The sequence below is a fragment of the Variovorax sp. 278MFTsu5.1 genome, assembly GCF_048305045.1.
Classification (GTDB): Bacteria; Pseudomonadota; Gammaproteobacteria; order Burkholderiales; family Burkholderiaceae_C; genus Variovorax; species Variovorax guangxiensis.
This window is the reverse complement of the sequence record NZ_CP157622.1, coordinates 3,107,619-3,130,455: the sequence shown is the minus strand read 5'-3', so window position 1 is coordinate 3,130,455 and position 22,837 is coordinate 3,107,619. Positions and strand designations below refer to the sequence as shown.

The 22,837-nt window shown below is 68.2% G+C and carries 21 protein-coding genes; 11 read left to right on the top strand and 10 right to left on the bottom strand.

The window, feature by feature from the left end; translation table 11 throughout:
* Window positions 1-39: 39 nt before the first annotated feature.
* The 8 genes from ABL844_RS14540 to ABL844_RS14505 are packed head-to-tail and all read left to right on the top strand — an operon-like array spanning window position 40 to window position 10,420.
* Window positions 40-2,556, top strand: coding sequence for a sodium-translocating pyrophosphatase (locus tag ABL844_RS14540; protein WP_418131718.1), 2,517 nt, complete (start codon window positions 40-42; stop codon window positions 2,554-2,556).
* Window positions 2,557-2,558: 2 nt separating this feature from the next.
* The gene (locus ABL844_RS14535; RefSeq protein WP_418131716.1) at window positions 2,559-2,927 is read left to right on the top strand and encodes a nuclear transport factor 2 family protein; all 369 of its coding nucleotides are present in this window, start codon (window positions 2,559-2,561) and stop codon (window positions 2,925-2,927) included.
* A gap of 57 nt (window positions 2,928-2,984) precedes the next feature.
* Window positions 2,985-4,886, top strand: coding sequence for a YhgE/Pip domain-containing protein (locus ABL844_RS14530; protein WP_184638391.1), 1,902 nt, complete (start codon window positions 2,985-2,987; stop codon window positions 4,884-4,886).
* A gap of 43 nt (window positions 4,887-4,929) precedes the next feature.
* A complete protein-coding gene (locus ABL844_RS14525; protein WP_418131714.1) occupies window positions 4,930-5,652 on the top strand; it encodes a MerR family transcriptional regulator in 723 nt (240 codons plus the stop codon).
* Window positions 5,653-5,656: 4 nt separating this feature from the next.
* On the top strand, window positions 5,657-7,090 hold the full coding sequence (locus tag ABL844_RS14520) for a TolC family protein (protein WP_418131712.1): 1,434 nt from the start codon (window positions 5,657-5,659) through the stop codon (window positions 7,088-7,090).
* Window positions 7,090-8,085 carry an HlyD family secretion protein gene (locus ABL844_RS14515; protein WP_418131711.1) on the top strand — a complete coding sequence of 332 codons (996 nt, stop codon included), beginning with the start codon at window positions 7,090-7,092 and terminating at the stop codon, window positions 8,083-8,085. Before ABL844_RS14520 ends, ABL844_RS14515 begins: the two co-directional genes overlap by 1 nt.
* An 11-nt stretch (window positions 8,086-8,096) precedes the next feature.
* Window positions 8,097-9,281 (top strand): ABC transporter permease, encoded by a 1,185-nt coding sequence (locus ABL844_RS14510; protein ID WP_418131709.1) that lies wholly within the window; start codon window positions 8,097-8,099, stop codon window positions 9,279-9,281.
* Window positions 9,281-10,420, top strand: a complete 1,140-nt coding sequence (locus tag ABL844_RS14505; RefSeq protein WP_418131707.1) for an ABC transporter permease — start codon at window positions 9,281-9,283, stop codon at window positions 10,418-10,420. The genes ABL844_RS14510 and ABL844_RS14505 overlap by 1 nt, the downstream gene beginning before the upstream one ends.
* Here ABL844_RS14505 and ABL844_RS14500 read toward each other — a convergent pair.
* The gene (locus ABL844_RS14500; RefSeq protein WP_184638402.1) at window positions 10,417-11,052 is read right to left on the bottom strand and encodes a TetR/AcrR family transcriptional regulator; all 636 of its coding nucleotides are present in this window, start codon (window positions 11,050-11,052) and stop codon (window positions 10,417-10,419) included. The genes ABL844_RS14505 and ABL844_RS14500 overlap by 4 nt on opposite strands.
* A gap of 131 nt (window positions 11,053-11,183) precedes the next feature.
* Between ABL844_RS14500 and ABL844_RS14495 the strand changes: the two genes are divergently transcribed.
* Window positions 11,184-12,026 carry a metal-dependent hydrolase gene (locus tag ABL844_RS14495; protein WP_126019114.1) on the top strand — a complete coding sequence of 281 codons (843 nt, stop codon included), beginning with the start codon at window positions 11,184-11,186 and terminating at the stop codon, window positions 12,024-12,026.
* A gap of 24 nt (window positions 12,027-12,050) precedes the next feature.
* On the opposite strand, the gene ABL844_RS14490 is transcribed toward ABL844_RS14495, so the two are convergent.
* The 8 genes from ABL844_RS14490 to ABL844_RS14455 form a co-directional block, all read right to left on the bottom strand.
* Window positions 12,051-12,638 (bottom strand): hypothetical protein, encoded by a 588-nt coding sequence (locus ABL844_RS14490; protein WP_184638407.1) that lies wholly within the window; start codon window positions 12,636-12,638, stop codon window positions 12,051-12,053.
* A 249-nt stretch (window positions 12,639-12,887) separates the two neighbouring features.
* Window positions 12,888-13,118 (bottom strand): hypothetical protein, encoded by a 231-nt coding sequence (locus ABL844_RS14485; protein WP_019653008.1) that lies wholly within the window; start codon window positions 13,116-13,118, stop codon window positions 12,888-12,890.
* Entirely contained in the window at window positions 13,105-13,476 is a 372-nt protein-coding gene (locus ABL844_RS14480) for a hypothetical protein (RefSeq protein WP_126019109.1), read from the bottom strand. Before ABL844_RS14480 ends, ABL844_RS14485 begins: the two co-directional genes overlap by 14 nt.
* A gap of 17 nt (window positions 13,477-13,493) precedes the next feature.
* Window positions 13,494-14,426, bottom strand: coding sequence for a DUF6999 family protein (locus ABL844_RS14475; protein WP_418131704.1), 933 nt, complete (start codon window positions 14,424-14,426; stop codon window positions 13,494-13,496).
* Window positions 14,410-16,326, bottom strand: coding sequence for an iron-containing redox enzyme family protein (locus ABL844_RS14470; protein WP_418131702.1), 1,917 nt, complete (start codon window positions 16,324-16,326; stop codon window positions 14,410-14,412). The genes ABL844_RS14475 and ABL844_RS14470 overlap by 17 nt, the downstream gene beginning before the upstream one ends.
* 3 nt (window positions 16,327-16,329) lie before the next feature.
* Window positions 16,330-17,280: a fatty acid desaturase family protein gene (locus ABL844_RS14465; protein WP_418131700.1), complete on the bottom strand. Its 951-nt coding sequence runs from the start codon at window positions 17,278-17,280 to the stop codon at window positions 16,330-16,332.
* Complete coding sequence (locus ABL844_RS14460) at window positions 17,261-18,034, bottom strand: sterol desaturase family protein (protein WP_418131699.1); 774 nt, start codon at window positions 18,032-18,034, stop codon at window positions 17,261-17,263. The genes ABL844_RS14465 and ABL844_RS14460 overlap by 20 nt, the downstream gene beginning before the upstream one ends.
* A gap of 9 nt (window positions 18,035-18,043) precedes the next feature.
* Window positions 18,044-19,621 carry a phospholipase D family protein gene (locus ABL844_RS14455; protein WP_126019097.1) on the bottom strand — a complete coding sequence of 526 codons (1,578 nt, stop codon included), beginning with the start codon at window positions 19,619-19,621 and terminating at the stop codon, window positions 18,044-18,046.
* A 154-nt stretch (window positions 19,622-19,775) separates the two neighbouring features.
* On the opposite strand from ABL844_RS14455, the gene ABL844_RS14450 reads away from it, so the two are divergent.
* Window positions 19,776-20,330, top strand: coding sequence for a peroxiredoxin (locus ABL844_RS14450; RefSeq protein ID WP_126019095.1), 555 nt, complete (start codon window positions 19,776-19,778; stop codon window positions 20,328-20,330).
* A 62-nt stretch (window positions 20,331-20,392) separates the two neighbouring features.
* Window positions 20,393-21,826, top strand: a complete 1,434-nt coding sequence (locus tag ABL844_RS14445; protein WP_369658345.1) for an aldehyde dehydrogenase family protein — start codon at window positions 20,393-20,395, stop codon at window positions 21,824-21,826.
* Window positions 21,827-21,921: 95 nt separating this feature from the next.
* Here the strand turns inward: ABL844_RS14445 and ABL844_RS14440 are convergent, their stop codons facing one another.
* Complete coding sequence (locus tag ABL844_RS14440; protein ID WP_126020380.1) at window positions 21,922-22,785, bottom strand: ZIP family metal transporter; 864 nt, start codon at window positions 22,783-22,785, stop codon at window positions 21,922-21,924.
* Window positions 22,786-22,837: the final 52 nt, after the last annotated feature.

Genomic DNA, 22,837 nt, shown 5'->3' with positions numbered 1-22,837 from the left:
GTCTCCACTAGTCACAACGAACGAATGGAGAAGCAAAGCATGATCGGCAACACCCCCCTGATACTGGCCATCGTCTGCGGTCTCGTCGCCGTGGCCTACGGTTTCTGGGCCCGAAGTTGGATTCTCTCGAAGGACGCGGGCAACGCCCGCATGCAGGAGATCGCGGCGGCCATTCAGGCCGGCGCCTCCGCCTATCTCGCCAAGCAGTACAGCACCATCGCCATCGTCGGCATCGTGCTCGCGATCCTGATCGCCGTCTTCCTCGACCTCACCACCGCCGTCGGCTTCATCGTGGGCGCAGTGCTCTCCGGTGCCTGCGGCTTCATCGGCATGAACGTGTCGGTGCGCGCCAACGTGCGCACCGCGCAGGCGGCCACGCACGGCATCGGCCCGGCGCTCGACGTCGCCTTCCGCGGAGGCGCCATCACCGGCATGCTGGTGGTGGGGCTGGGCCTGCTGGGCGTGTCGGCCTTCTACTGGGTGCTGATCGGCAGCGGCACGCCGGCCGCGGGGCACAGCCTGTCGGCGGTGCTCAATCCGCTGATCGGCTTCGCGTTCGGCTCCTCGCTGATCTCGATCTTCGCGCGGCTGGGCGGCGGCATCTTCACCAAGGGTGCCGACGTCGGCGCCGACCTGGTGGGCAAGGTGGAAGCCGGCATTCCCGAGGACGATCCGCGCAACCCGGCCGTGATCGCCGACAACGTGGGCGACAACGTCGGCGACTGCGCCGGCATGGCGGCCGACCTGTTCGAGACCTACGCCGTGACGCTCATCGCCACCATGGTGCTGGGCGCGCTGATGGTCGCGGCGGCGCCCACCAACGCGGTGCTGTACCCGCTCGCGCTGGGCGGGGTGTCGATCATCGCGTCGATCATCGGCTGCTTCTTCGTGAAGGCCTCGCCGGGCATGGTCAACGTGATGCCGGCGCTCTACAAGGGGCTGGCGGTGTCGGGCATCCTGTCGCTGATCGCCTTCTGGTTCGTCACCAGCTGGCTGATTCCCGACAACGCCATTGCCGCCAGCGGCAGCCAGCTGAAGCTGTTCGGAGCCTGCTTCGTGGGCCTCGCGCTGACGGCCGCACTGGTGTGGATCACCGAGTTCTACACCGGCACACAGTACAAGCCCGTGCAGCACATCGCGCAGGCCTCGACCACCGGCCACGGCACCAACATCATCGCGGGCCTGGGCGTGTCGATGCGCTCCACGGCCTGGCCGGTGATCTTCGTCTGCATCGCGATCCTGGCCGCCTACTCGCTGGCGGGCCTCTACGGCATCGCGGTGGCCGCCACGTCGATGCTGAGCATGGCCGGCATCGTGGTGGCGCTGGACGCCTACGGCCCCATCACCGACAACGCCGGCGGCATCGCCGAGATGAGCGAGCTGCCCGACAGCGTGCGCGCCGTGACCGACCCGCTCGACGCGGTGGGCAACACCACCAAGGCGGTGACCAAGGGCTACGCCATCGGTTCGGCGGGCCTGGCCTCGCTGGTGCTCTTCGCCGACTACACGCACAAGCTGGAAAGCTTCGGCCAGGCGATCAGCTTCAACCTGAGCGATCCGATGGTGATCGTCGGCCTCTTCATCGGCGGCCTGATTCCGTACCTGTTCGGCGCGATGGCCATGGAGGCCGTGGGCCGTGCGGCCGGCGCGGTGGTCGAGGAAGTTCGCCGCCAGTTCCGCGACATCCCCGGCATCATGGAAGGCACCGGCAAGCCCGAGTACGGCAAGGCCGTGGGCATGCTGACCGGCGCGGCCATCAAGGAAATGATGATCCCGTCGCTGCTGCCGGTGCTGGTGCCGATCATCGTCGGCCTGGTGCTCGGGCCGAAGGCGCTGGGCGGGCTGCTGATGGGCACCATCGTGACCGGCCTGTTCGTCGCCATCAGCATGTGCACGGGCGGCGGCGCCTGGGACAACGCCAAGAAGTACATCGAGGACGGCCACTTCGGCGGCAAGGGCAGCGAGACGCACAAGGCCGCCGTCACCGGCGACACCGTGGGCGACCCCTACAAGGACACCGCCGGCCCGGCCGTGAACCCGCTGATCAAGATCATCAACATCGTGGCGCTGCTCATCGTGCCGCTGGTGGTGAAGTTCCATGCGGGCGATGCGGCTGCGGCAGCTCCGGCGAAGGTGGAGACTCCGCCCGCCGCCACGGCACCGGCAGCCATGGCACCGTCGACGCCTGCAGCGGTGGTCGCATCGGGCGCCGTATCGGCCGCCGAAGCCGCCGCCGTGAAGGTGGAGAACGGCGTGGTGAAGTTCTACTTCGCGAGCGCCAGCTCCGAAGTGGCGCCGAACGCCAAGGAGGCCCTGGCCGACGTCATCAAGGCCGTGCAGAGCGGCAGCACCGTGCTCGTGAGCGGCTACCACGACGCCAGCGGCGACCCGGCCAAGAACGCCGAGCTGGCCAAGCAGCGCGCGATGGCGGTGAGCGATGCGCTCAAGGCCGCTGGCGCGCCCGAGGACAAGATCGAGCTGGCGAAGCCGGAGCAGTCGCAGGCCGACGGCCCGCCTGCCGAGGCCCGCCGCGTCGAAGTCAAAGTAAAGTCCTGAGAATGCCCACGCCCGAACGACTCGAATCATTCATCGCCGCCGTCGAAGGCGGCGCGCATGCCAAGGCCATCGAGGACTACTACACCGAAGATGCCACCATGCGAGAGAACCAGGCCGAGCCCCGGCGCGGGCGCAGCACGCTGGTGGCGCAGGAAAGCGCCGTGCTGGAGCGCACCGAGTCGGTGGCCTCCACCTGCGTGCGGCCGGTGCTGGTGAACGGCGACCACGTGGCGATCCACTGGATCTTCGAGTTCACGTTCAAGGGCGGCGGCAGGATGCGCATGGAAGAGATCGCCTGGCAGCGCTGGGAGGGCGACCGCATCGCAGAGGAGCAGTTCTTCTACGACCCCGCGCAACGAAAGCCGGGCTGACCAGCGCCTTTCTCGCGCGCCCCACCGCCATGGCGCTGCTGGTAGCCTCCTAGCCCCATGCGATACCTCCAAGCACTGTTCGCCGGCACCTGGGCCATCGCCCGGGCCGAGCTGGCGATCGTGCGGCGCTTTCCACGCATCCTGCTGGCCGTGGTGGCGGTCGGCGTGGTGCCGGCGATCTATGCGCTGATCTATCTGTCGAGCGTGTGGGACCCGGCCGGCCATACGGCCGACCTGCCCGCCGCCATCGTCAACCAGGACCAGGGCGTGACCTACATGTCGCGCACGGTCAACGTCGGCGACGAGCTCACGCAGACCCTGCTCGACAAGCGCGCCTTCGGCTTTCGCACGATGACCGACACCGAAGCCGCGCGCGCCGAGGTACGGCGCGGTACGCTGGCCTTCGCGCTGCTGATCCCGCCCGACTTCAGCGCCAACGCGGTGCCCGGCACGCAGCGTGGCGCGGGGCAGATCGTGGTCTACACCTCCGAGGGCAACAACTACAGCTCGGCCGGCCTGGCGCGGCGCTTCGCGGGCGAGCTGGGGCACCAGGTCAACGAGATGCTCAATGAGCAGCGCTGGGGGCTGGTGCTGAGCGCAGCCTCCGGCTCGCAGGCGCGGCTCGACAAGCTCAAGCAGGCCCTGCTGGAGCTGCGCGACGGCAGCCAGACGCTGGCCAGCGGCGCGGCCCAGTACAGCGCGGCGGCTCAGCAGCTGGGCAGCGGGTTCAAGCAGGTCAACGGCGGCATCCGCACCATCGAATCGAAGCTGCCGGCCGACGCCGACCTGCGCGCGCTCAAGGCCGGCTCGCAGCAGCTTGCGTCGGGCCAGCGCGAACTCGGCAGCGGGCTCGCGCAGATCGGCGACGGGCTGGAGCAGCTGGAAGGCGGCGCCGGCCAGCTCGGCGACGGCGCGCGCAAACTGCAGAAGGACACGGCCGACATCCCCTTCGTGGGCGATCGCATCGCCAAGGGCGCGGGCGAGCTCGCCACCGGCGCCGACAAGCTGCGCGGCGGCATCGAACAGGCGCAGGCGGCCATGACCAAGGCGCAGGACGGCAACCACAAGCTCGCGACCGGCGCAACGGCCCTCGACGGCGGCGTGGTCAAGCTCACCGACGGCATGACGGCGCTTGCGGCCGGCATCCACACCATGTCCGGCAAGCTGCCCCCCGACCGGAAGCTCGACGAATTCGTGCAGGGCGGCGCGCAACTCGCCCAGGGCGCGGAGCGCCTGTCGACCGGCGTGCGCACCATCGAGGCCGCCCTGCCCGCCTCGATCACCCGCATCCAGGGCAGCGCCTCGGGGCTGGCCGACTCGGTCGAGCCCAAGGTCGAAGTGGTGGCGCCGGTGGCCAACAACGGCAGCGCCTTCGTGCCCAACATGGTGTCGGTGGCGCTGTGGATCGGCGCGGTGATGGCGGGCTACCTGTTCAACATCCGCATCGTGCTGTCTGAGCACAGCCACTACCCGAAGCTCGCGAAGACGCTTGGCAAGATCACCATGCCGGCGCTGGTCGTGCTGCTGCAGGTGGCGCTGGTGCTGGCCACGCTGGTGGGCGTGCTGCGGGTGCAGGCCCCCGACGTTCCGGCCCTGGCGTTGACGATGGCGCTGGCCTCGCTGGTGTTCCTGGTGGTGCTGTTCGCGATCCTTCACGTGTTCGGCGACTTCGGCCGCATCCTCACCGTGCTGCTGCTGACGCTGCAGCTGTCGGCCGGCGGCGGCGTGCTGCCGGTGGAGCTTTCGGCGGGCTTCTTCCGCGACGTGCACGGCTGGCTGCCCTTCAGCTGGGTGGTGCAGGCCTTCCGCGCCGTGATGTTCGGTGCCTTCGACAACGGCTGGGCGCATGCCTGCGGCGCGGTGCTGCTGTCGGGCGCGGTGGCCGTCGGGCTGATGGCCATCTTCGGCAAGTGGAACGAAGTGCTGCCGGCGGACTACAAGCCGACGATCCAGGTCTAGGCAAGGCTATGTGACATCGATGATGTAACATTCAGCCCGTCACATGAACAACTCAGCCGTCACCGATGCCGCCCGGGAACTCTCCGTCGAGGAGCTGGCAACGCGCACCGGCGTGACGGTGCGCAACATCCGCGCCTACACCACCGCCGGCCTGCTGCCGCCGCCCAGGCTGCGCGGCCGCCTCGGCCTGTACGGCGACGAGCACGCGCAACGCCTCGCGCTGATCCGCGAACTGCGCGACCAGGGCTTCGGCATAGAAGCCATCCGCCGCATCTTCGGCCGCGCGCCGGCCTCGGCCTGGCGCGACCTGGTGGCCGTGGCCCGCTCCGTCTCGGGCAGCCTCTTCGCGGAGGAAACGCCGGTGGTGGTCTCGGCCGATGCGCTGGCCGCCAAATGGAAGGGCCAGATGACACCCGCCCTGCTCGCCCGCGCCACCAAGGCCGGCCTCATGCGCGAGCTGCCCGACGGCCAGGTGCAGATGCTCAGCCCCGCGCTCGGCCAGATCGCCGAGCAACTCGCCGCACTCGGCCTGCCGCTGGAGGCTGCGATCAGCATGCAGGAAACCATGGTCCGCACGCTGCGCACCGTGGCGCGCCACTGGCTGCGCGCGCTGGCGGACAACCTGCTGAGCGGCGACGCCATCGAGGCCGGGCGAACTGCCCAGTTGCTCGAACAGGCCCGAGGGCTCGCCACCGGTGCGGTGCAGGCCGCGTTCCCCGTGATCCTTCAGCAGGAACTCGACGTCCTGCTGCGCAAGACCACCTGAAACGATGACGACACGAACCTGCCACGCCGCAAGCCCCATCAAGCTGAGCCTGTTTCCGGCATTGCTCGTGCTGTGCGGCGCCGCGTTCGCACAGACCGGCGAAGACAGCCTTTCCCTGAGCTTCGACGCGGCCCGCGCCCGCATGCTCGACCGCTCCGACAAGCTGGCCGCGGCGCGCGCGGCCGTCGACGCCAAGGAACTGCAGAGCCAGGGCCTCAAGAGGCTGGGCGGCCCGTCGATCAGCGTCTCGGGGCTGGCCTATGCCTACAACGCGAACCTGAACCTCGACCTCGATCCGCTCAACCAGCGGCTTGGGCAACTCGGCTCCTCGCTGCCGACTTCCATCCAGAGCGTGATCGCGCGCGTGCCGATTCCGCAGCTGCCCAACAGCTACACGCTCAACCGCCACGACACCGGCGCCAACGCGTCGATCTCGGCCGTGTGGCCGCTCTACGTGGGCGGCGCGACCGACGCGGTGCGCGGCTTCGTCTCGGCCCAGACGCGCGAGGCGCAGGCCGACGCCGAACAGGCCGGCCACGAGGTCGACACCCTGCTCGTGCAGCGCTACTTCGGCGCGCAGCTCGCCCGTCGCGCTGCCGCCCTGCGCCTGCAGGCCGAGCGCACCATCGCACAGCACGACTCGGCGGCGCAGAAGATGCTCGCGGCCGGCGTGATCTCGCGCGTCGAGCGGCTGCAGGCCAGCGCCGCATATGAAGAAGCCCGCCGCAACGCGCGCAAGGCCGAGAACGACGCGGCGCTCGCCTCGGTGGCGCTGGCCCGCACGGTGCGCGCCGACGGCAGCGTGGCACCGCAGACGCCGCTCTTTCTCATCAGCACGCCGATCGAGCCGCTGAACTACTTCATCGACTCGGCGCTCACGCGGCACCCGGGCCTGGACAAGGTCGCGGCCAGGAAATCGCAGGCCGAGCAGCTGCACGAAGGCGAAGAGGCGCTGCGCAGGCCGCAGGTGATCGCCTTCGGCACGCGCGAGCTCAAGAGCGGCAACGCCGACTGGGTGGCCGGCGTCGGCGTGCGCTGGACGCTTTACGACTCGGTCGACCGCGACAAGCTCTCCGCCGCCTCGCTCAAGCAGGTCGAGCAGGCCGAGCGCACCGATGCGCAGGCGCGCAGCGACATCTCGCTGCTGGTCGAGCGCAACTGGCGCGCGCTGGAGAACGCGCGGCGCCAGTACCTGGAGATGAAGGCCTCGGTCGAGCTGGCCCAGGAGGTCGTGAAGCTGCGCACCGCCGGCCTGCGCGAAGGCACGAGCACGACGCTCGACCTGATCGACGCCGAGACCAACCAGGCGAAGGTGCTGACCGAACGCGCGCAGGCCGCCAACGACTACGTGCAGGCGCTCGCGCAGTTGCTCGAGAGCGCGGGGCTTTCCGAGAAGTTTTCCGACTACATCGCGCGTGCCGACGTGAAGGTGAATTGATGATGAGTGCCAAGACCCGAAAACTGATCGCGATATTCGCCGCCCTGCTCGTGCTGGCGCTGCTCGCCTGGGGCTTCTGGCGCGCCTCGCGCCCGGCGCCCGAGGTGTTCCAGGGCCAGATGGAAGCGCGCGAGACCGACGTCGCCGGCAAGGTGACGGCGCGCATCGCCGAGGTACCAGTGAAGGAAGGCGACCGCATCCAGGCCGGCACGGTGCTGGTGCGCATGGACAGCCCCGAGGTCCGCGCCAAGCTCGCACAGGCCACCGCCGCCGAGCAGGCCGCGCAGGCCGTCGCCGAGAAGGCGCAGAACGGCGCCCGCCCGCAGGAGGTGGAAATGGCGCGCATGCAGTGGCAGCGCGCCGAAACCGCGGCCCAGCTCGCGCAGACCTCGTTCCGCCGTGTCGACGGACTGGCGCGCGAGGGCCTGGTGGCCGACCAGAAGCGCGACGAAGCAGAAGCCAACTGGAAAGCCTCGCGCGACGCCGCCATCGCGGCCAAGGCGCAGTACGACATGGCCCGCACCGGCGCCCGCCCCGAGGACAAGGCGGCAGCCAGCGCGCAGGCCCGCCAGGTTGCCGGCGTGGTGGCCGAGGCCGAAGCCGCCAAGGCCGAGACCGAGCTGCGCAGCCCGGTCGGCGGCGAAGTGGCCAAGGTGCTGGCGAAGGTCGGCGAGCTCTCGCCGCAGGGCGTGGCGGTGGTCACGGTGGTCGACCTGAGCGACCAGTGGGTGGTGCTGAACGTGCGCGAAGACCGGCTCTCCCGCTTCGCGCTCGGCAACGAGTTCGACGCCCATCTGCCCGCGCTGCCCGCGCTGCCCGAAGGCAAGCGCACCGTCCGCTTCAAGGTCTACTACAGCGCCGTGCTGCCCGACTTCGCGACGTGGCGAGCCACTCGCGGCGGCACCGGCTTCGACGTGCGCACCTTCGAGGTCCGGGCACGTCCGCTCAAGCCAATCGAAGGCGCGCGGCCCGGCATGAGCGTGCTGGTCGACTGAGACCATCCGCGATGAGCCTCCGCGGCTTCTCCACCGCCAGCGCAAGGCGCGAGTTCGCGCTGCTGCGCACGCGGCCGTGGGACCTCGCGATGATCTCGTGGGTGCCGCTGCTGGCGGTGTTCCTGATCTGGTGGATCTTCTCGGCCGGCCTGCCCGAGCGGCTGCCGATCGGCGTGCTCGACCAGGACCACTCCTCGCTCTCGCGGCAGGTGGTGCGCTTTCTCGATGCCACGCCCGGCCTGCGCGTGGCGCAGCGCTACAGCGACGAAGCCGAGATGGCGCGCGCGCTCACAAGCGGCGACGTCGACGCGGCGGTGCAACTGCCGCGCGAGCTGAGCCGCGACGTGAAGCAGGGCCGCGTCGGGCAGATCGTGCTGCTGCACAACGCACAGCTCGGCACGCACTCGAGCCTGATCCAGCGCGACGTGCGCACCGCTGTGGGCACCGTATCGGGCGGGGTCGAGCTCACGGTGCGCAGCAAGCGCGGCGAGTCGATGAAGGCGGCGCGCGTGAGCATGGAGCCGATCAAGGCCAGCATGGTGGCGCTCTTCAACACGTCGACCGACTACGAGCAGTTCCTCGGGGCCGCGCTGATTCCGGCGCTGCTGCACATCCTCGCGATGACGGCCGGAGCCTGGGCGGTGGGCCGCGAGCTGCGCGACCGCAGCATCGGCGAATGGCTGGGCGCCTCTCCCCGCTGGCACGAGGCGCTGGCCGCGCTGGCGGGCAAGCTGGCACTGGCGTTCGCGAGCCTGTCGGTGGTGGCGCTGGCGGCGACGCTGTGGATCACCGCGGGCCGGGGCTGGCACCCGGCCGGCTCGCTCGGGTGGACGCTCTTTGCGCTGCTGGTTTTCCTGGCGCTGTCGATCGCGCTGGGAGCTTTCGTGGCGGCACTCACGCGCTCGCTGCGTACCGCCCTGTCGGCCACGGGTTTCATCACGGCGCCGGCCTTCGCGTTCGGCGGTGTCGGCTTTCCGCTGGTCGCGATGCCGCTGCTGGCGCAGGCCTGGGCCAAGCTGCTGCCCTACACGCACTACATCCGCGTGCAGATGGAGCAGCTGCAGATGGGCGCGCCGGTGGCGTACTCGGTGGCCACGCCGCTGTGGATGGTGGTGGGCACGGGCGTGCTGATGGCCGCATGCGCCGGGGCGCTGGTGAAGGCGGCCAAGGCGCCCGAAAGCTGGGGAGGACGCTGATGGCTGACGAAGCCCTTCGCTTCGGCTCCGCATGGCGCGAGACGGCGCTCGCGGTGCTGCGCGACAAAGGTGTGCTGCTGATCATGCTGCTCGCGCCCGTCATCTACGGTTTCTTCTATCCGTGGCCCTACGGCACGCAGGCGGTGACGCGTGTGCCGGTGGCGGTGGTCGACCAGGACCACACCGGCCTCTCGCGGCAGATCGCGCGCTTCGCGCTGGCCAATCCGAGGCTGGACGTGCGCATGGTCACGGGCGACGTGGGCGAGGCGCAGCAGGCGCTGTGGCGCGGCGAGATCGAGGGCTATGCGCTGCTGCCGGCCGACCTGAAGCGCAACGTGCTGCGCGGGACCTCGGCGGTGGTCACCATCGAGGGCAACGGCGCCTATGCGCTGCTGAACAAGGCGGTGCTGTACGGCTTCTCGGAGGCCGTGGGAACGGTCTCGGCCGGGGTGGAGATCCGCAAGCTGCAGGCCGGCGGCCAGAGCGCGGTGCAGGCGGCACGCAGCCGCAGTCCGCTCAACACACAGCTGGTCGCGCTGTTCAACCCCACCGAGGGCTACGGCAGCTACGTGGTGCCGGCGGTCGCCTTGCTGATATTGCAGCAGACGCTGCTCATGGGCGTGGCGATGCTGGCCGGCACCTGGGCCGAGGCCGGGCGGCTGCGCGCGTCGATGGGCGCCTGGCTGGGGCGGCTGGGGACGCTCTCGGGCTTCGGCTTCCTGAGCGGGATCTTCTACTTCGGCTGGGTGTTCTTCCTCCAGGACTACCCGCGCGGCGGCAATCCCCTGGGGGCGCTGGTGCTGCTGGCGTTCTATGTGCCGGCGATCTGCACGGTGGGGCTGCTGCTGGGCTGCTGGTTCCGCGATCGCGAGCGGGCCCTGCAAGTGCTGCTGTTCACCGCGCTGCCGATGGCATTTCTCTCGGGGTTCTCGTGGCCCGTGGAGGCCCTGCCGGAGCCGCTGCAGGCTCTGCGCTGGCTCTTTCCGAGCACGACGGGCATCCAGGCCTCGCTGCGGCTCAACCAGATGGGCGCGCCGCTGCATGACGTGCTGCCCTATCTGGGCGTGCTGCTGTCGCTGACGCTGGCGGGGCTGCTGGTGCTCCGCCTCGTGGCCACGGTGCCGGCGAAGCCGACCTAGCGCCGGCTCTCTGCGGCCACGGCGCGCACCAGCCGCGTGGCGGGCTCCACCAGCTCGCGCAGGTCGCCTGCGCGGTTCTGCTCGATGGCCTGCAGCACCAGTTCGTTGATGCCGCCCACCACCGTCATCGCCATCTGGTTCGTGAGATGCACGGCGGGGCCTTCCGCGTCGCCGTTGCCGCTGCTGTTGATGGCGGCCTGGATGAAGTTGGCGATTTCATCGTTCACCCTGCGGCGCACCGCGAGACCGGGAAGACCGAGTCCGAGGATCTCGACGAAGAGCGTGCGCAGCAGTACCGGGTCCTGGGCGAGATAGTCGAAATACGCCGTCATGGCCTGCTCGACCTGCGCATGCCAGGGCTGCGCCGGATCGAAGGCCTCACTCACCGCCTGCAGCGCGAGCCGGCTGGCGGCTTCATAGAGCGCGATCAGGCATTCGGTCTTGGTGCTGAAGTGCTCGTAGAAAGTGCGGCGCGACACCGCGGCCTCGCGCACGATGTCGGCGATGGTGGTCTCGGCGTAGCCCTTGGCCGCCACGGCATGCGCCATGCCCTGCAACAGGCGCGCGTAGTGCTCGCTTCCGGGGCCGTCGCCAGACTTGGAGGGCGCTGCTTTTTCGATGGTTTCGCTCATGGACGACACATTTTCCTACGCACGGGTACTTGACAGTACCAATTCACAATTGCAACATGGCAGCATGCGGTACGCAGATGTACCAGCATTCCAGCTCCACGCAATCAGTGCTTTTTCCGAGGCTTGTTCTCATGACCGATCTTGTCGTACGCCGCCTTCTGATCGACCTGCAACCGCCCTTCGCCCGCGACTGGTGCGGTGGCGACGCATTCTCGACCGCCTTCTTCAACGCCCTGTCGATGAGCTTTCCCTTCGGCGAGCAGTTCTTCATCGACGCGGTGCGCGATGCCGTCGCCACGCTGCCGCCCGAGGTCCAGGAGCAGCACAAGGCCGACGTGCGCGGCTTCATCGGGCAGGAAGCCACGCATCGGCGCATCCATTCGCTGTTCAACAACCATCTCGAGAAGCAGGGGCTGGTCGACCGCTGGACCGCCCGCGCCAGCAAGCGCATGGAGCTGATGGAAGGCGCCGATCCGCGCCACGCGCTGGCTGTGACTGCAGCCACCGAGCATTTCACGGCCATGTTCGCCGAGTGGCTGCTGGCGCACCCCGCCGTCCTCGACGGTGCCGAACCCCGGCTGCGCACCATGTGGCTGTGGCACAGCGCGGAGGAACTCGAACACAAGAGCGTGGCCTTCGACATCTACAGGGCCGCGGGCGGCTCCGACGAATGGCGCACGCGCTGGTTCCGCCGCGTCACGATGATGTTTTTGGGCGACCTGATGCGCCAGACCATCGACAACCTGCGCCAGGAAAAGCAGCTGTGGAAATGGTCGACCTGGAAAAGCGCCGCGCGCATCCTGCTGAGCCGTGATGGCCTGCTGCGCGGCAATCTCGCCGGCTGGCGCAGCTACTTGCGCCCGGATTTCCATCCGATGCAGCAGGACAGCAGCCTTTCGACGCGCTGGCTCGCGGACAACCGGGCGCAGTACACGCCGGTGGGCGCGGCACCCGAGGCGGCGGCGGCGCGCTGACGGCGCCGGACCGCGCCCAATCGCTCAGAAGAAGGTGGCGCGGGTCGTCGTGTTGCCGCCGGCCTGCTGGTGCTCGGGGCGCATCTGCAGGTCGTGCAGGGTGTCGAAGTCGGACGGGGCATCCGGCACGCGCATCACCACTTCCAGCTCGTGCATCGACGCGACCCAGCGGCCGGCCGGGGAGTCGGCTGGCTCGTCGTTGGCGAACACGCCGTCACGGATGTAGAGGGTCTCGCCTTCCGGGCGCTCGGCGTGCAGTTCGACCAGGCGGGCGATCGAGAAGTTGTACGTCACGAGCTTCTCGCGCGTCTTGCGGTCCTTGCCGCCGCAGTTGAACGAGCCTTCGGCGGCGATGACGATGCAGGAGCCGTCCACGCCGCCGTCCATCTCGATCTCGTTGCCCGAGCGCCAGATGGCGTTGGGCAGGCGCACGCGCACCTTGTCTATGACCAGGTCGCGCTGCTTGTTGAGGCTGCCCAAGGGAGGCACCAGCGAGCGCAGCTGGCGCAGGCGCTCGGCAAAGGTGTCGTCCATCAGGAATTCGACGTGGTGCGTGGCGCTGCCGGAGGAGCGCTTGACCACCTGCATGATCACGTGACGCGACTTAGCCATGGCGGAACCCTTCTGGAAAGGTCGAATTCCATGTCCCGCATTGGGTGTGGACAGCGTGGCAGCAATTCATTGGAAATCAGCTACTAGTAGAACCTTTGATTACATGCAATTACATGCATCATTTGTGTCCAACTGTATAGCGATTACCGGGAATGTGGAAGGCCAATCCGTGACTTATGCACGAGGAAATGTCTCCAAAATGCCTCTCCGATGTGGTAGCAGCCAGCCCGCACCAGAGGCAGGACGCCCTTACTCCAGGGCTTCGTCGAGCGCTTTGCAGGAAGGCGCGCAGACGGTCTGCGACTTGCCCAGCACCTGACGGGTGCGCAGTTGCGAGCGCACCCGGTGCTTGCCGCACATGAAGCACGACATGGTCGCCCCGCTGAAGGAGGCCGAGGCGCGAAATGGCGACCCCGGCGCCTTCGACTTGTAGCGCAGGCCATCCGCCACCACTGCCGTCTTCACTTCACCCTTCGCCATGCATTTGATCCTTGCTGTTCGGTTCTGCACGGCGCATCGCGCGTGCAATGGCTTCCCGGGCGCTGATTTCGGCCGCCAGGGAAGCGTCCAACGCCGAGCGGCAAAGCCCGGCGTGCTGGTAGTTGAGGTTCTCGTACACCTCTGCCGCGGCCGGATACGCATCGAGCAGGCGACCGAGTTCGGCCCCCTGCCCTATGTCCTCGAACTCGTGCACGAGGTGTTCGACCACGGAGCGGTACTGCTCTGCACCCACGGGTACAGGGCTGTGCTCGAGCTTTTCCAGCAGTTGCGCCAAAACATGGGTCACCGCCAGATCGGCCTTGGAAGACGGATTATCGGTCGTGTTCATGATCGGCATCTGGGGGCAGCATACGCCTATGCAAGTGGCTGCTCGTACAGGGTTGTCTCCGGCTGGCCGGCAGTTTCGTCCTTTCCGGCCTTCTGCTGAGCCACCTGCATCCGCTGAAGCAGGCTGTGGAGCATTTCGGTGGACAGCCCGTGGATCACCAGCCGGTGCCCCGCCCGCAGGGTCGACAGCGGCACCAGCGGGTGCTTGTTGTTGACCAGGATCAGGTGCTCCGGAGCGTTCAGGATGGTCGCCGCGTAGATGCCGATGGTCTCGTCCAGTTGCAGGGAATTGGCCGCGCGCCAGAAATCGTTGTCCGTGAGCATCAGCTGGTACAGCGGCGTGAAAAGCTCGATGGCGCTTTGCAGGTCCAGAAAGTTGAGCCTGCCCTGCGGCATGTCCTCCAGCCGCAGCCCCGGCTCCCTGATCATCGAGAAATCGACCTTTTCCGCCTTGCACAGCGCCAGCCCCCTCTCGCGCAGCGCTGTGTTCAGCCTGATCACGAAGTTGAAGAGGTTCAGGTCGTGCTTCAGGAACATCTCGTCCTTCAGCGCGTCGATGTCGGCCGGCTCCAGCGGATTGGTGGCCACGGGCGCCGGCGAATTTCGCCCAATGAAGGCCAGGATCTGCGAGCCCAGGTGAAAGTGCCGCAGGATCAGCCAGTTGGCTTCCGGCGACACGAAGCGCTTCAGCCCCCAGGCCAGCAGCCGGTGCAGCAGGATCGAATGCGACCAGTTGCGCGGCACGAACACCTTGGCGATCTGGATCAGGATGATCGTCAGCCGCGCGATCGGCCGCAGGAACGGCAGCAGGTACTGCCGCGAGCCCGAGCTCGAATCGGCCAGCCAGGCCGACTTGACGTCGTCCGGCAGCGGCGTGCTCTGGTCGAGGTACAGCGCCAGCCAGGGGCTGGGGTCGCGCTCGTCGTGGGCTTGCTTCAGGAATTCAGGCGTTCGATCCATGGGGCATCCGCTGCGTGATGTGTTGGAACTGCATCAGGTACAGCGCGGCCGTGTGGCGCGCCGTCTCGACGATCTGGCTGGCGGCGCGCGACTGCCCTTCCACCGCCATCACCATCTCCACCGCCGTGAGCCAGCGGCTGAGGTGGTTCTCGTCGTTGTGGCCGTGGTACTCCAGGAAGCGGAAGGCATCCGGCGGCAGCTTCAGGTTCGCCTTGAGCAGCGGCAGCAGCGCCGGCACGATGCGCTGGCCCGTGCCCTCGATGATGTAGATCGCGCCCAGCAGCCCGATCGGGTCGCGCGTGGCGGCCAGGCTGTGCAGGTAGGCGTTGAGCGCCTCGCCGCCGGGGTTGCGGCGCAGCTCCTCGATGTTCTCGACCGTACCGCCGGCCTTTCGGTAGTCGCTGAAGAGGATGTTGAAGTCGTTCTGCTCCTCGCCCGCGTGCACGCCGATCAGCGAGGCCAGCACCTGGTACGGCTCGCTCAGCGAGGCTGCGCCTTCGCGCATCCACTTGCTGCCCTCGCGCACCTGGGGCACCCACTGCTCCATCCAGTTCAGGTAGTCGGGCACGGCAAAGCGGCGCTCGCGGATCTGGCGGATGAGCGGCGTGCGCCACACGCGCGAACGGTAGTCGTGCCAGATGGCGGCCAGCTCGGTCAGCAGCGCGCCCAGCCCTTCGGGCGCGGCGGCGGGATCGTGCGGGGGCGCGATCAGGAGGTCGTCATCCGGCACGGCCGCGGCGCGTGGCGCCACCGCGACGGGCGCCGCATCGACGGCCTCTACTTCCCACAGCATGTACGCCGCCATGAAGCGCCCGGACTCCGGCACGTAGCAGAAGATCTGCTCGCCCGGTTTCAGCGCCTTGGTGTGCAGGAATTCGGCCAGCATCACGAGGATCGACGCCGCCCCCGTGTTGCCGCGCCACGCGAGGTTGCTCCACCAGCGTTCGCGCGGGATCGACAGGTCGGCCTTGGCCATCAGGTCCTCGACCACCGGGATGAACTTCTCCGACGAGTAGTGGCACAGGAAGTGGTCGACCCGCTTCGGATCGACCCAGCCGTCGCGTACCAGCCCCGCGTATTCATGGATGCCGATGTCGAACAGGTGCGGCAGCAGCCGGATGTCCTGCCTCAGCGACAGCGCACCCGCCGCCTCGGCCTCGGCCCAGGAGCCGAAGTCCAGATGGCCGCGCGCCCGATCCTCGGTCAGCCCCAGTTGCATGCAGACCGGGTAATCGCCCGAAAAGGCGCGCTGGTGCACCCACTTCAGCTTAAGCCGCAGGCCCGGCGAGCCGGCCAGGGCCGATGCGCGGTCGGACAGGAGCAGGGCTCCTGCTCCATCGGACAGCATCCAGCGCAGGAAGTGCGAGTCGAAGTCGGTCTCGTAGCCGCGCGCCGCGAAGCGCGAACGCTTGAAAAGGCGTGACGGCATCTCGCTGGCCACCGCCATCGCCGAGCGGTGCGCGCCCAGCTCGATGCCCTGCGCGGCGGTCTGGATCGCCGACACGCCCGCCGCGCAAATGCCGTGCACCGAGTGCGTCTCCATCGGTTGCGCCGCCAGTTCGCCCTGGATCATGTTGGCGAAACCCGGCATCAGCGTGTCGCCGCCCGAGGAGCCGCTGGCCAGCAGCGACACCCGCGAGAGCTCGGCGCCGCCGCGCTGCAGGCAGTCGCGGATCGCGCCGGCCGCCATCTGCGCGTTGGTATGCCGGGTCATGCCCTCGGCGTCGATGGCGTAGTGCCGCGTGAGGATGCCGTTCTCCGCCAGGATGCGCCGCTTGATGCGCTCCGACATGCGGTTGAGCGGCGCGATGTACGCGTCCATGTGGTCGTTGGAAACGGGCTCGCCCGGCATGAAATAGCCGGCGCTTTCGAGGTACACGCGTTGGAATGAGACAGGCATGGTTCAGAGAGTTGATGGATCGCGGGGCATCAGCGGGCGGCTGCGAAAACGCGGCCACACGGCCCCCAGCACGAAAACGCGCACCATGTACGGCACCAGCCCGCCCTCGTTGAGCACAGGGTCCACCTGCGCGCGGTAGCGCGTGCGATGCAGGCGGGTGAGCTCGGACCAGTGGGCATGCGGGTTCTCGTGGTGTGCGGTGTGCAGGCCGATGTTGAACAGCAACGGGTTCACCAGCCCTTCGAAATTGCGTGCGTAGTTCAGGCGGCTACCCGCGGTATCGCGCGGTGCCCCCGACGTCTCCCTCCGCACGGGTTTGCGGCCGTCGGCGTGCGCGTGCTGCAGGTAGTTGGTGGCCAAGAGCCAATGCAGGCCGTGCAACTGCGGCACGATGACGAAGAGCAGCGCCTTGCGCCAGTCGATCGCCAGCAGCACCGCCCAGCTCGCCAGCCACACCGCGTACTGCGCCATGCAGTAGCGCCAGGCGCCACGCTGGTGGCGCCGCAGCCGGGCCAGCCATGCGAAGAAAAGCGGCATCAGCACCCAGACGGCCTGGAACGGGTGCAGCAGGTAGCCCCACAGGTGATTGGTGTCGCCGCCGAAGCGGTAGGTGCGCGCCACGTCCTTCGGGCCATGGCGATGGCGGTGATGGTTGGCCACATGCGCGGGCCAGAACACGAAGGTCGGATGGCCCTGCAGCAGCGTGATCCAGAAATCCGTCAACCGGTTCATGCGCCGGCTGCGCCACATGCGCAGGTGCACGTGGTTGTGGTGGATCACGCCGACGCCCAGCGTCAGGAAAAGCATCAACCCGTACAGCACCACGTCGAAGCCACGGACCCACTGCCACACCGCCAGCGCGGGCAAGGCGGCGAGATAGGCGAGGCTCTGCCAGTCGCGCCAGTGACGCAAGCTCGGCACGCGGCGGCTCACCTCAAGCCGTGGTTGCGCCATGCTTCTTGCGGAAAGCCTGCAGAACCGGTTCGGCTGCGTCGGCCGCCACGCGCGTGCCGAACAGCCAGTCCATGAAGGTGAACTGGAATCCGTAGTTGCCGTTGTGCACCGCGTGGTGCAGATGGTGGCGGCGGCTCGCCGCGAACCAGTGGCTGTACGAGACGCCCGTGAAGAAGTCGTAGTTCGAATGCCCGACGCAGTTGAAGAACAGGCTGAACACCGGCACCGCCGCCAGCGACCAGAAGCTGAAGTCGTGCATCACCATCGGCAGCAGGATCACGTTGCCCAGCATCAGCGCCTCGACGGGATGGAAGCTGTAGGTCGACCAGGGCGTGGTCACGAACGAGCGGTGGTGCGGCCCATGGAAGCGCCGCAGCCAGCGAGTGTGCAGCAGCCTGTGGTTGATCCAGAAGTGCACGTCGTTCCAGATCGCGAGCACGAAGATTTCCACCGCGATCTGCCGCCACCCCGCATCGGGATCGAGCCGCGCCCAGCCCAGCTGCAGCAGCCCCCACGGAAACACCATGCCCAGCCCGAAGATCAGCACCGACAGGCCCGACTGCGTCAGCTCGCGCCGCAGCTGTCCCGGCTGCAGCGGCCGCGGATCGAGCACCCGCCCGATGCCCAGCGCCGGCAGCACGCGCTTCGTCAGCAGCCAGGTGGCGGCGCCGAAGCAGAGATAGATGCCGCCGAAGAAAAGCAGCCCCCACAGCATGACCTGCGGGGCGGACAACGAGGTGAAGGTCTGCGCCATCCCCCGAGGCTACAACAGCATTTCGGGAACGATCGGCGCGATGAGCATGTTGTAGAAGCGCTTGAAGAAGCCGGACTCCGGTTCCGTGGTCAGGATCATCTCCTTCTCGCCATCGTTGGTGAGCCACTCCAGCGTGCCGGTGTCCTTGGCCAGCCGCAGCCGGTAGGAGTTCTGCAGCTTGCTGATGTTGATCACGCGCAGCATCTCGCGCGCCAGTTGCGGGCTGTCGACCACCACGCCCATCTCGGTGTTCTGGCTGGCCGAGCGCGGGTCGAGGTTCATCGAGCCGATGAAGATGCGCCTCTTGTCTATGGCGGCGGTCTTCGCATGCAGCCGTCCGAGCGACTTGCCGAACATGCCGAAGCGCTCGCCCGCGGTGGTGCGCTGCGGGCTCAGTTCGTACAGGTCGGCGCCGCTTTTCAACAGCTTCTCGCGATAGCGCGCGTAGCCGGTGTGCACCAGCGGCTCGTCGTTGGCGGCCAGCGAGTTGGTCAGCAGCGTGAGCTTGACCTTGCGCCGGGCCAGATCCTGGAATGCCTCCATGCCGCGCTCGCCCGGCACGAGGTAGGGCGAGGTCAGGTCGACCTCCGTCCTGGCATCCATCAACAGGCCCCAGACCTGCATCGTGACGCTGGTGGAGATGGCCTCCTCGGCGGTCATCGTCTTCGGCTTGGTGGGCGGATCGGCGACCGCGCGGGCCTCGCCCCACAGCAGCCCCATGCGCCCGGCGTCGAGCTCCTCGGAAATAGGGCCGTAGCCGAGGATGTCCGACGGCGGCAGCACCACCTTCGGCGGCGGCGCGGCCATGCCCACCCAGCTGTCGAAATCGGCGCCGGTGGGCTTGCGGCCGCCCTCGCCCGTCACGATGTCGGCGATGGGCCAGACCTGCTCGCTGTTCCAGTAGGCGTCGAAGATCGACTCGAGCTGCGGCACCACCTTGCCGACCACCAGCGCGTCCATGTCGATGAAGTTCTGCGCCTCGTTCAGCACGAAATACTCCTCGGAGATATTGCGCCCGCCTACCACCGCCATCACGCCGTCGGCGATGAAGAGCTTGTTGTGCATGCGGTGGTTGAGCCGCGAAATCTCCCACGGCGAGGCCGCGAAGCGCGACAGGAAGCCGTTGCGCCCGCAGCAGAACGGGTTGAACAGGCGCACGTCCACGTTGGGCGTCTCCGACAGCGCCAGCAGCAGCTGCTGGCTCTTCACGGTGTACAGGTCGTCCACCAGCACCCGCACCTTCACGCCGCGCATCGCCGCCTCGCGCAGCGTGCGCAGCAGCAGGCGGCCGACCGGGTCGTTCTCGAGCTGGTAGTACTGCACCACCAGCGAGCGCTGCGCCCGCTGGGCGAGCTGGATGCGCGCGTCGAGCGAATACACGCCCAGCGGCATCAGCCGGAAGCCGGAATGCTCGTCGGGGGGCGTGGAAGCAGCAGCAATCCTGGCGAGCGTGGTCGAGGGATCGGCGGACGCGGCGAATTCGGCGGGCCGTTCGCGCGCGGGCGGCAGCGAGCCGCAGGCGCCGAGCGCCGCAATCAGGACACCCGCAAGCGCCATGCGCAGAAATGATGGGAGCCAGGCGTTCATGATCGTCTTTCCATGAGTTCGTGTTCTTGTGGTTTTCTGTCCTTGTGTTCCTGCAGTACGCCGGCCGGTCCGCACCGGTTTCAAGGCGCTTTTCGCCTCCTTTCCGGGAAAGCTCCGGCCTAGAATTCGATCCACACCGCTGCGGAGTTACATCATGGCCCGTTCACTCCCCCACCGCATCGCCTGCCTCGCCTTTTTTGCGGCTCTTACGAATACCACCTGGGCCGCCCTCGACATCGGTGACCCGGTTCCCAAGTTCACCGCCAACGCCGCCCTCGGCGGCAAGACTTTCCGTTACTCGCTGGCCGAAGCGCTGGCCAAGGGCCCGGTGGTGGTGTATTTCTTCCCTGCGGCCGACTCCAGCGACTGCTCCATCGAAGCCCACGCCTTCGCCGAGGCCATCGACCAGTTCACCGCGCTGGGCGCCAGCGTCATCGGCGTTTCGGCCGACGACATAGGTACCCTGTCGAAGTTTTCGGTCAAGTCATGCCAGAGCCGCTTCCCGGTCGCCTCCGACGAAGGAAAGACCGTGATCCAGGGCTTCGACGCCCTGATGCAGACCCGCCCCGACTTCGCCAACCGCCTGTCGTACGTGATCGCGCCGAACGGCAAGGTCGCCTACTACTACCAGAACCTGAATCCGGACAAGCATGTGGAGCGGATGCTGAATGCGGTGAAGGCGCTGCCGAGGACGAGCGCGGCCAAGTAGCGCCCGGGGTCTGAGCCCCGCCGGCCCACGGGGTTCGGAGTGCTTCGCGCAAAATCCAGCCCATGCAGCTCAACTACATCGCCAACGCGGACGTCCCGTCCTCCTCCGGCCGCACCCTGCCGGTCATCGACCCCTCCGACGGCCAGCCCTTCGACGAAATCCAGCGCAGCAATGCCGCCGACATCGACTCCGCCGTGCGCGCTGCGCGCGACTGCTTCGATGGCGTTTGGCACAAGGTCAGCGCCGCCGACCGCGGCCGCCTGCTCTTCAAGCTCTCGCAGAAGATCGCCGAGCACGTCGACGAGCTCGCGCTGATCGAGCAGCGCGACTGCGGCAAGCCCGTCAAGCAGGCACGCGCCGACGCGGTGGCGCTGGTGCGCTACTTCGAGTTCTATGCCGGCGCCTGCGACAAGCTGCACGGCGAGACCATCCCCTACCAGGACGGCTACAGCGTCTTCACCTGGCGCGAGCCGCACGGCGTAACGGGCCACATCATTCCCTGGAACTACCCAATGCAGATCTTCGGGCGCAGCGTGGGCGGCGCACTGGCGGCGGGCAATGTGTGCGTGGTCAAGCCGGCGGAGGACGCCTGCCTCTCGCTGATCCGCGTGGCGCAGCTGGCGGCCGAGGTGGGGTTTCCGGCCGGCGCACTGAACATCGTGACGGGCTACGGCCACGAGGTGGGCGACGCGCTCGCGCGGCACGCGGGCATCGACCACATCAGCTTCACCGGCAGCCCGAAGATCGGCACGCTGATCCAGCAGGTGGCGGCCGAGCGGCATTGCCCGGTCACGCTGGAACTGGGCGGCAAGAGCCCGCAGATCATCTTCGCGGACGCCGACCTGGACGCGGCCATTCCGGTGGTCATCAACGCCATCGTGCAGAACGCCGGCCAGACCTGCTCGGCGGGCTCGCGGGTGCTGATCCAGCGCGACATCTACGAGCCGCTACTGGAGCGCCTGGGCCACGCCTTCGAGGCGCTGCGCGTCGGCCCGGCGGCCATGGACCTCGACGTGGGCCCGCTGATCCGCCAGACGCAGCAGCAGCGCGTGTGGGACTTCCTGAGCGACGCGCAGCACGCCGGCATCCCGATGGTGGCGCAGGGCATCGTGGTCGAGGAAGCGCCCGAAACCGGCTTCTACCAGGCCCCCACGCTTTTGCGCGATGTGCCGGTAAACCACCGTCTCGCACAGGAAGAAGTGTTCGGCCCGGTGCTGGCCGCGATGCAGTTCGCCGACGAGGACGAGGCTGTCGCACTGGCCAACGCAACGCACTTCGGCCTTGTCGCCGGCGTATGGACGGCCGACGGCGCGCGCCAGTTCCGCATGGCCAAGCGCGTGAAGAGCGGCCAGGTGTTCATCAACAACTACGGCGCCGGCGGCGGCGTCGAACTGCCTTTCGGCGGCGTGAAGTCGTCGGGCTACGGTCGTGAGAAGGGCTTCGAGGCGCTCTACGGCTTCACCACGCTCAAGACGGTCGCCGTCAAGCACGGCTAGAACTGGGCTCTCCCCCAGGCTTCGCGCACCCCCTCACCGGGGGCGACACCTGCGGCCCGGCAAAGCCGGTTCCGCGGTGTCCTGCGACCGGAGCCTTACCCCAGCGCCGTGTCCAGCAGCATCATCAGCACGAAGCCGATCATCAGCCCGCTCGTCGCGAAGGCTTCGTGCCCCTTGCGGTGCGACTCGGGAATGATCTCGTGGCTGATCACGAAGAGCATCGCGCCCGCCGCGAAGCCCAGCCCCCAGGGCAGAAGCATCGCCGAGTGGCCGACCACGGCCGCGCCCAGCACGGCACCCAGCGGCTCGACCATCCCGGAGAGCATGCCGATCAGCACGGCGAACCCACGGCTGTAGCCCGCGGCCAGCAACGCCACCGCGACAACCAGCCCCTCGGGCACGTCCTGGATCGCGATACCGGTGGCCAGCGCATCGGCGCGCAGCCCGTTGTTGGCCGCGTATCCCACGCCGATGGCCAGGCCCTCGGGCACGTTGTGCAGCGCGATCGCGAAGACGAAGAGCCAGGTGCGGCGCAATTGCTTGGCGGCATTGCCTTCGCGGCCCTTGATGAAATGCTCGTGCGGCAGCACGCGGTCCATCAGCATCAGCGCGATGCCGCCCAGCAGGATGGCGCAGCCGATCACCCCGCCTGCCGCCCAACTTCCGCCGCCGAAGGTGCCCGCGTTCTTCGCGGCCTCCAGGCCGGGAATGATCAACGAGAAGGCGCTGGCCGCCAGCATCACGCCGGCGCCGAAACCGAAGAGGGTGTCCTGCAGCCGCTCGGGCAGCTTCTGCGAGAACAGCACCGGCAGCGTGCCGAGCGCGGTCGCCAGCGCCGCGACCGAGCCGCCGAGCAAGGCGTTCCACACCAGCGGGTCGGATCGCACGAACTGCCAGAACTGCAAGGCGCCGATCAGCACGCCGGCCGCGACGATGGCGAAGCCGATCCGTTCACGCATCGGTCTGGCGGGCCTCGACTGCCTGCCTTGCGCGATGGCGCCCTGTCGCGGC

Excerpts from the sequence above, each read along its gene's own strand:
- ABL844_RS14455 (WP_126019097.1), bottom strand. The coding sequence starts at position 19,621 with ATGAACGCCTGGCTCCCATCATTTCTGCGCATGGCGCTTGCGGGTGTC.
- ABL844_RS14465 (WP_418131700.1), bottom strand. The coding sequence starts at position 17,280 with ATGGCGCAACCACGGCTTGAGGTGAGCCGCCGCGTGCCGAGCTTGCGT.
- ABL844_RS14475 (WP_418131704.1), bottom strand. The coding sequence starts at position 14,426 with ATGGATCGAACGCCTGAATTCCTGAAGCAAGCCCACGACGAGCGCGAC.
- ABL844_RS14480 (WP_126019109.1), bottom strand. The coding sequence starts at position 13,476 with ATGCCGATCATGAACACGACCGATAATCCGTCTTCCAAGGCCGATCTG.
- ABL844_RS14530 (WP_184638391.1), top strand. The coding sequence starts at position 2,985 with ATGCGATACCTCCAAGCACTGTTCGCCGGCACCTGGGCCATCGCCCGG.
- ABL844_RS14470 (WP_418131702.1), bottom strand. The coding sequence starts at position 16,326 with ATGCCTGTCTCATTCCAACGCGTGTACCTCGAAAGCGCCGGCTATTTC.
- ABL844_RS14505 (WP_418131707.1), top strand. The coding sequence starts at position 9,281 with ATGGCTGACGAAGCCCTTCGCTTCGGCTCCGCATGGCGCGAGACGGCG.
- ABL844_RS14445 (WP_369658345.1), top strand. The coding sequence starts at position 20,393 with ATGCAGCTCAACTACATCGCCAACGCGGACGTCCCGTCCTCCTCCGGC.
- ABL844_RS14450 (WP_126019095.1), top strand. The coding sequence starts at position 19,776 with ATGGCCCGTTCACTCCCCCACCGCATCGCCTGCCTCGCCTTTTTTGCG.
- ABL844_RS14510 (WP_418131709.1), top strand. The coding sequence starts at position 8,097 with ATGAGCCTCCGCGGCTTCTCCACCGCCAGCGCAAGGCGCGAGTTCGCG.
- ABL844_RS14535 (WP_418131716.1), top strand. The coding sequence starts at position 2,559 with ATGCCCACGCCCGAACGACTCGAATCATTCATCGCCGCCGTCGAAGGC.
- ABL844_RS14460 (WP_418131699.1), bottom strand. The coding sequence starts at position 18,034 with ATGGCGCAGACCTTCACCTCGTTGTCCGCCCCGCAGGTCATGCTGTGG.
- ABL844_RS14490 (WP_184638407.1), bottom strand. The coding sequence starts at position 12,638 with ATGGCTAAGTCGCGTCACGTGATCATGCAGGTGGTCAAGCGCTCCTCC.
- ABL844_RS14540 (WP_418131718.1), top strand. The coding sequence starts at position 40 with ATGATCGGCAACACCCCCCTGATACTGGCCATCGTCTGCGGTCTCGTC.
- ABL844_RS14485 (WP_019653008.1), bottom strand. The coding sequence starts at position 13,118 with ATGGCGAAGGGTGAAGTGAAGACGGCAGTGGTGGCGGATGGCCTGCGC.
- ABL844_RS14525 (WP_418131714.1), top strand. The coding sequence starts at position 4,930 with ATGAACAACTCAGCCGTCACCGATGCCGCCCGGGAACTCTCCGTCGAG.
- ABL844_RS14440 (WP_126020380.1), bottom strand. The coding sequence starts at position 22,785 with ATGCGTGAACGGATCGGCTTCGCCATCGTCGCGGCCGGCGTGCTGATC.
- ABL844_RS14500 (WP_184638402.1), bottom strand. The coding sequence starts at position 11,052 with ATGAGCGAAACCATCGAAAAAGCAGCGCCCTCCAAGTCTGGCGACGGC.
- ABL844_RS14515 (WP_418131711.1), top strand. The coding sequence starts at position 7,090 with ATGATGAGTGCCAAGACCCGAAAACTGATCGCGATATTCGCCGCCCTG.
- ABL844_RS14495 (WP_126019114.1), top strand. The coding sequence starts at position 11,184 with ATGACCGATCTTGTCGTACGCCGCCTTCTGATCGACCTGCAACCGCCC.
- ABL844_RS14520 (WP_418131712.1), top strand. The coding sequence starts at position 5,657 with ATGACGACACGAACCTGCCACGCCGCAAGCCCCATCAAGCTGAGCCTG.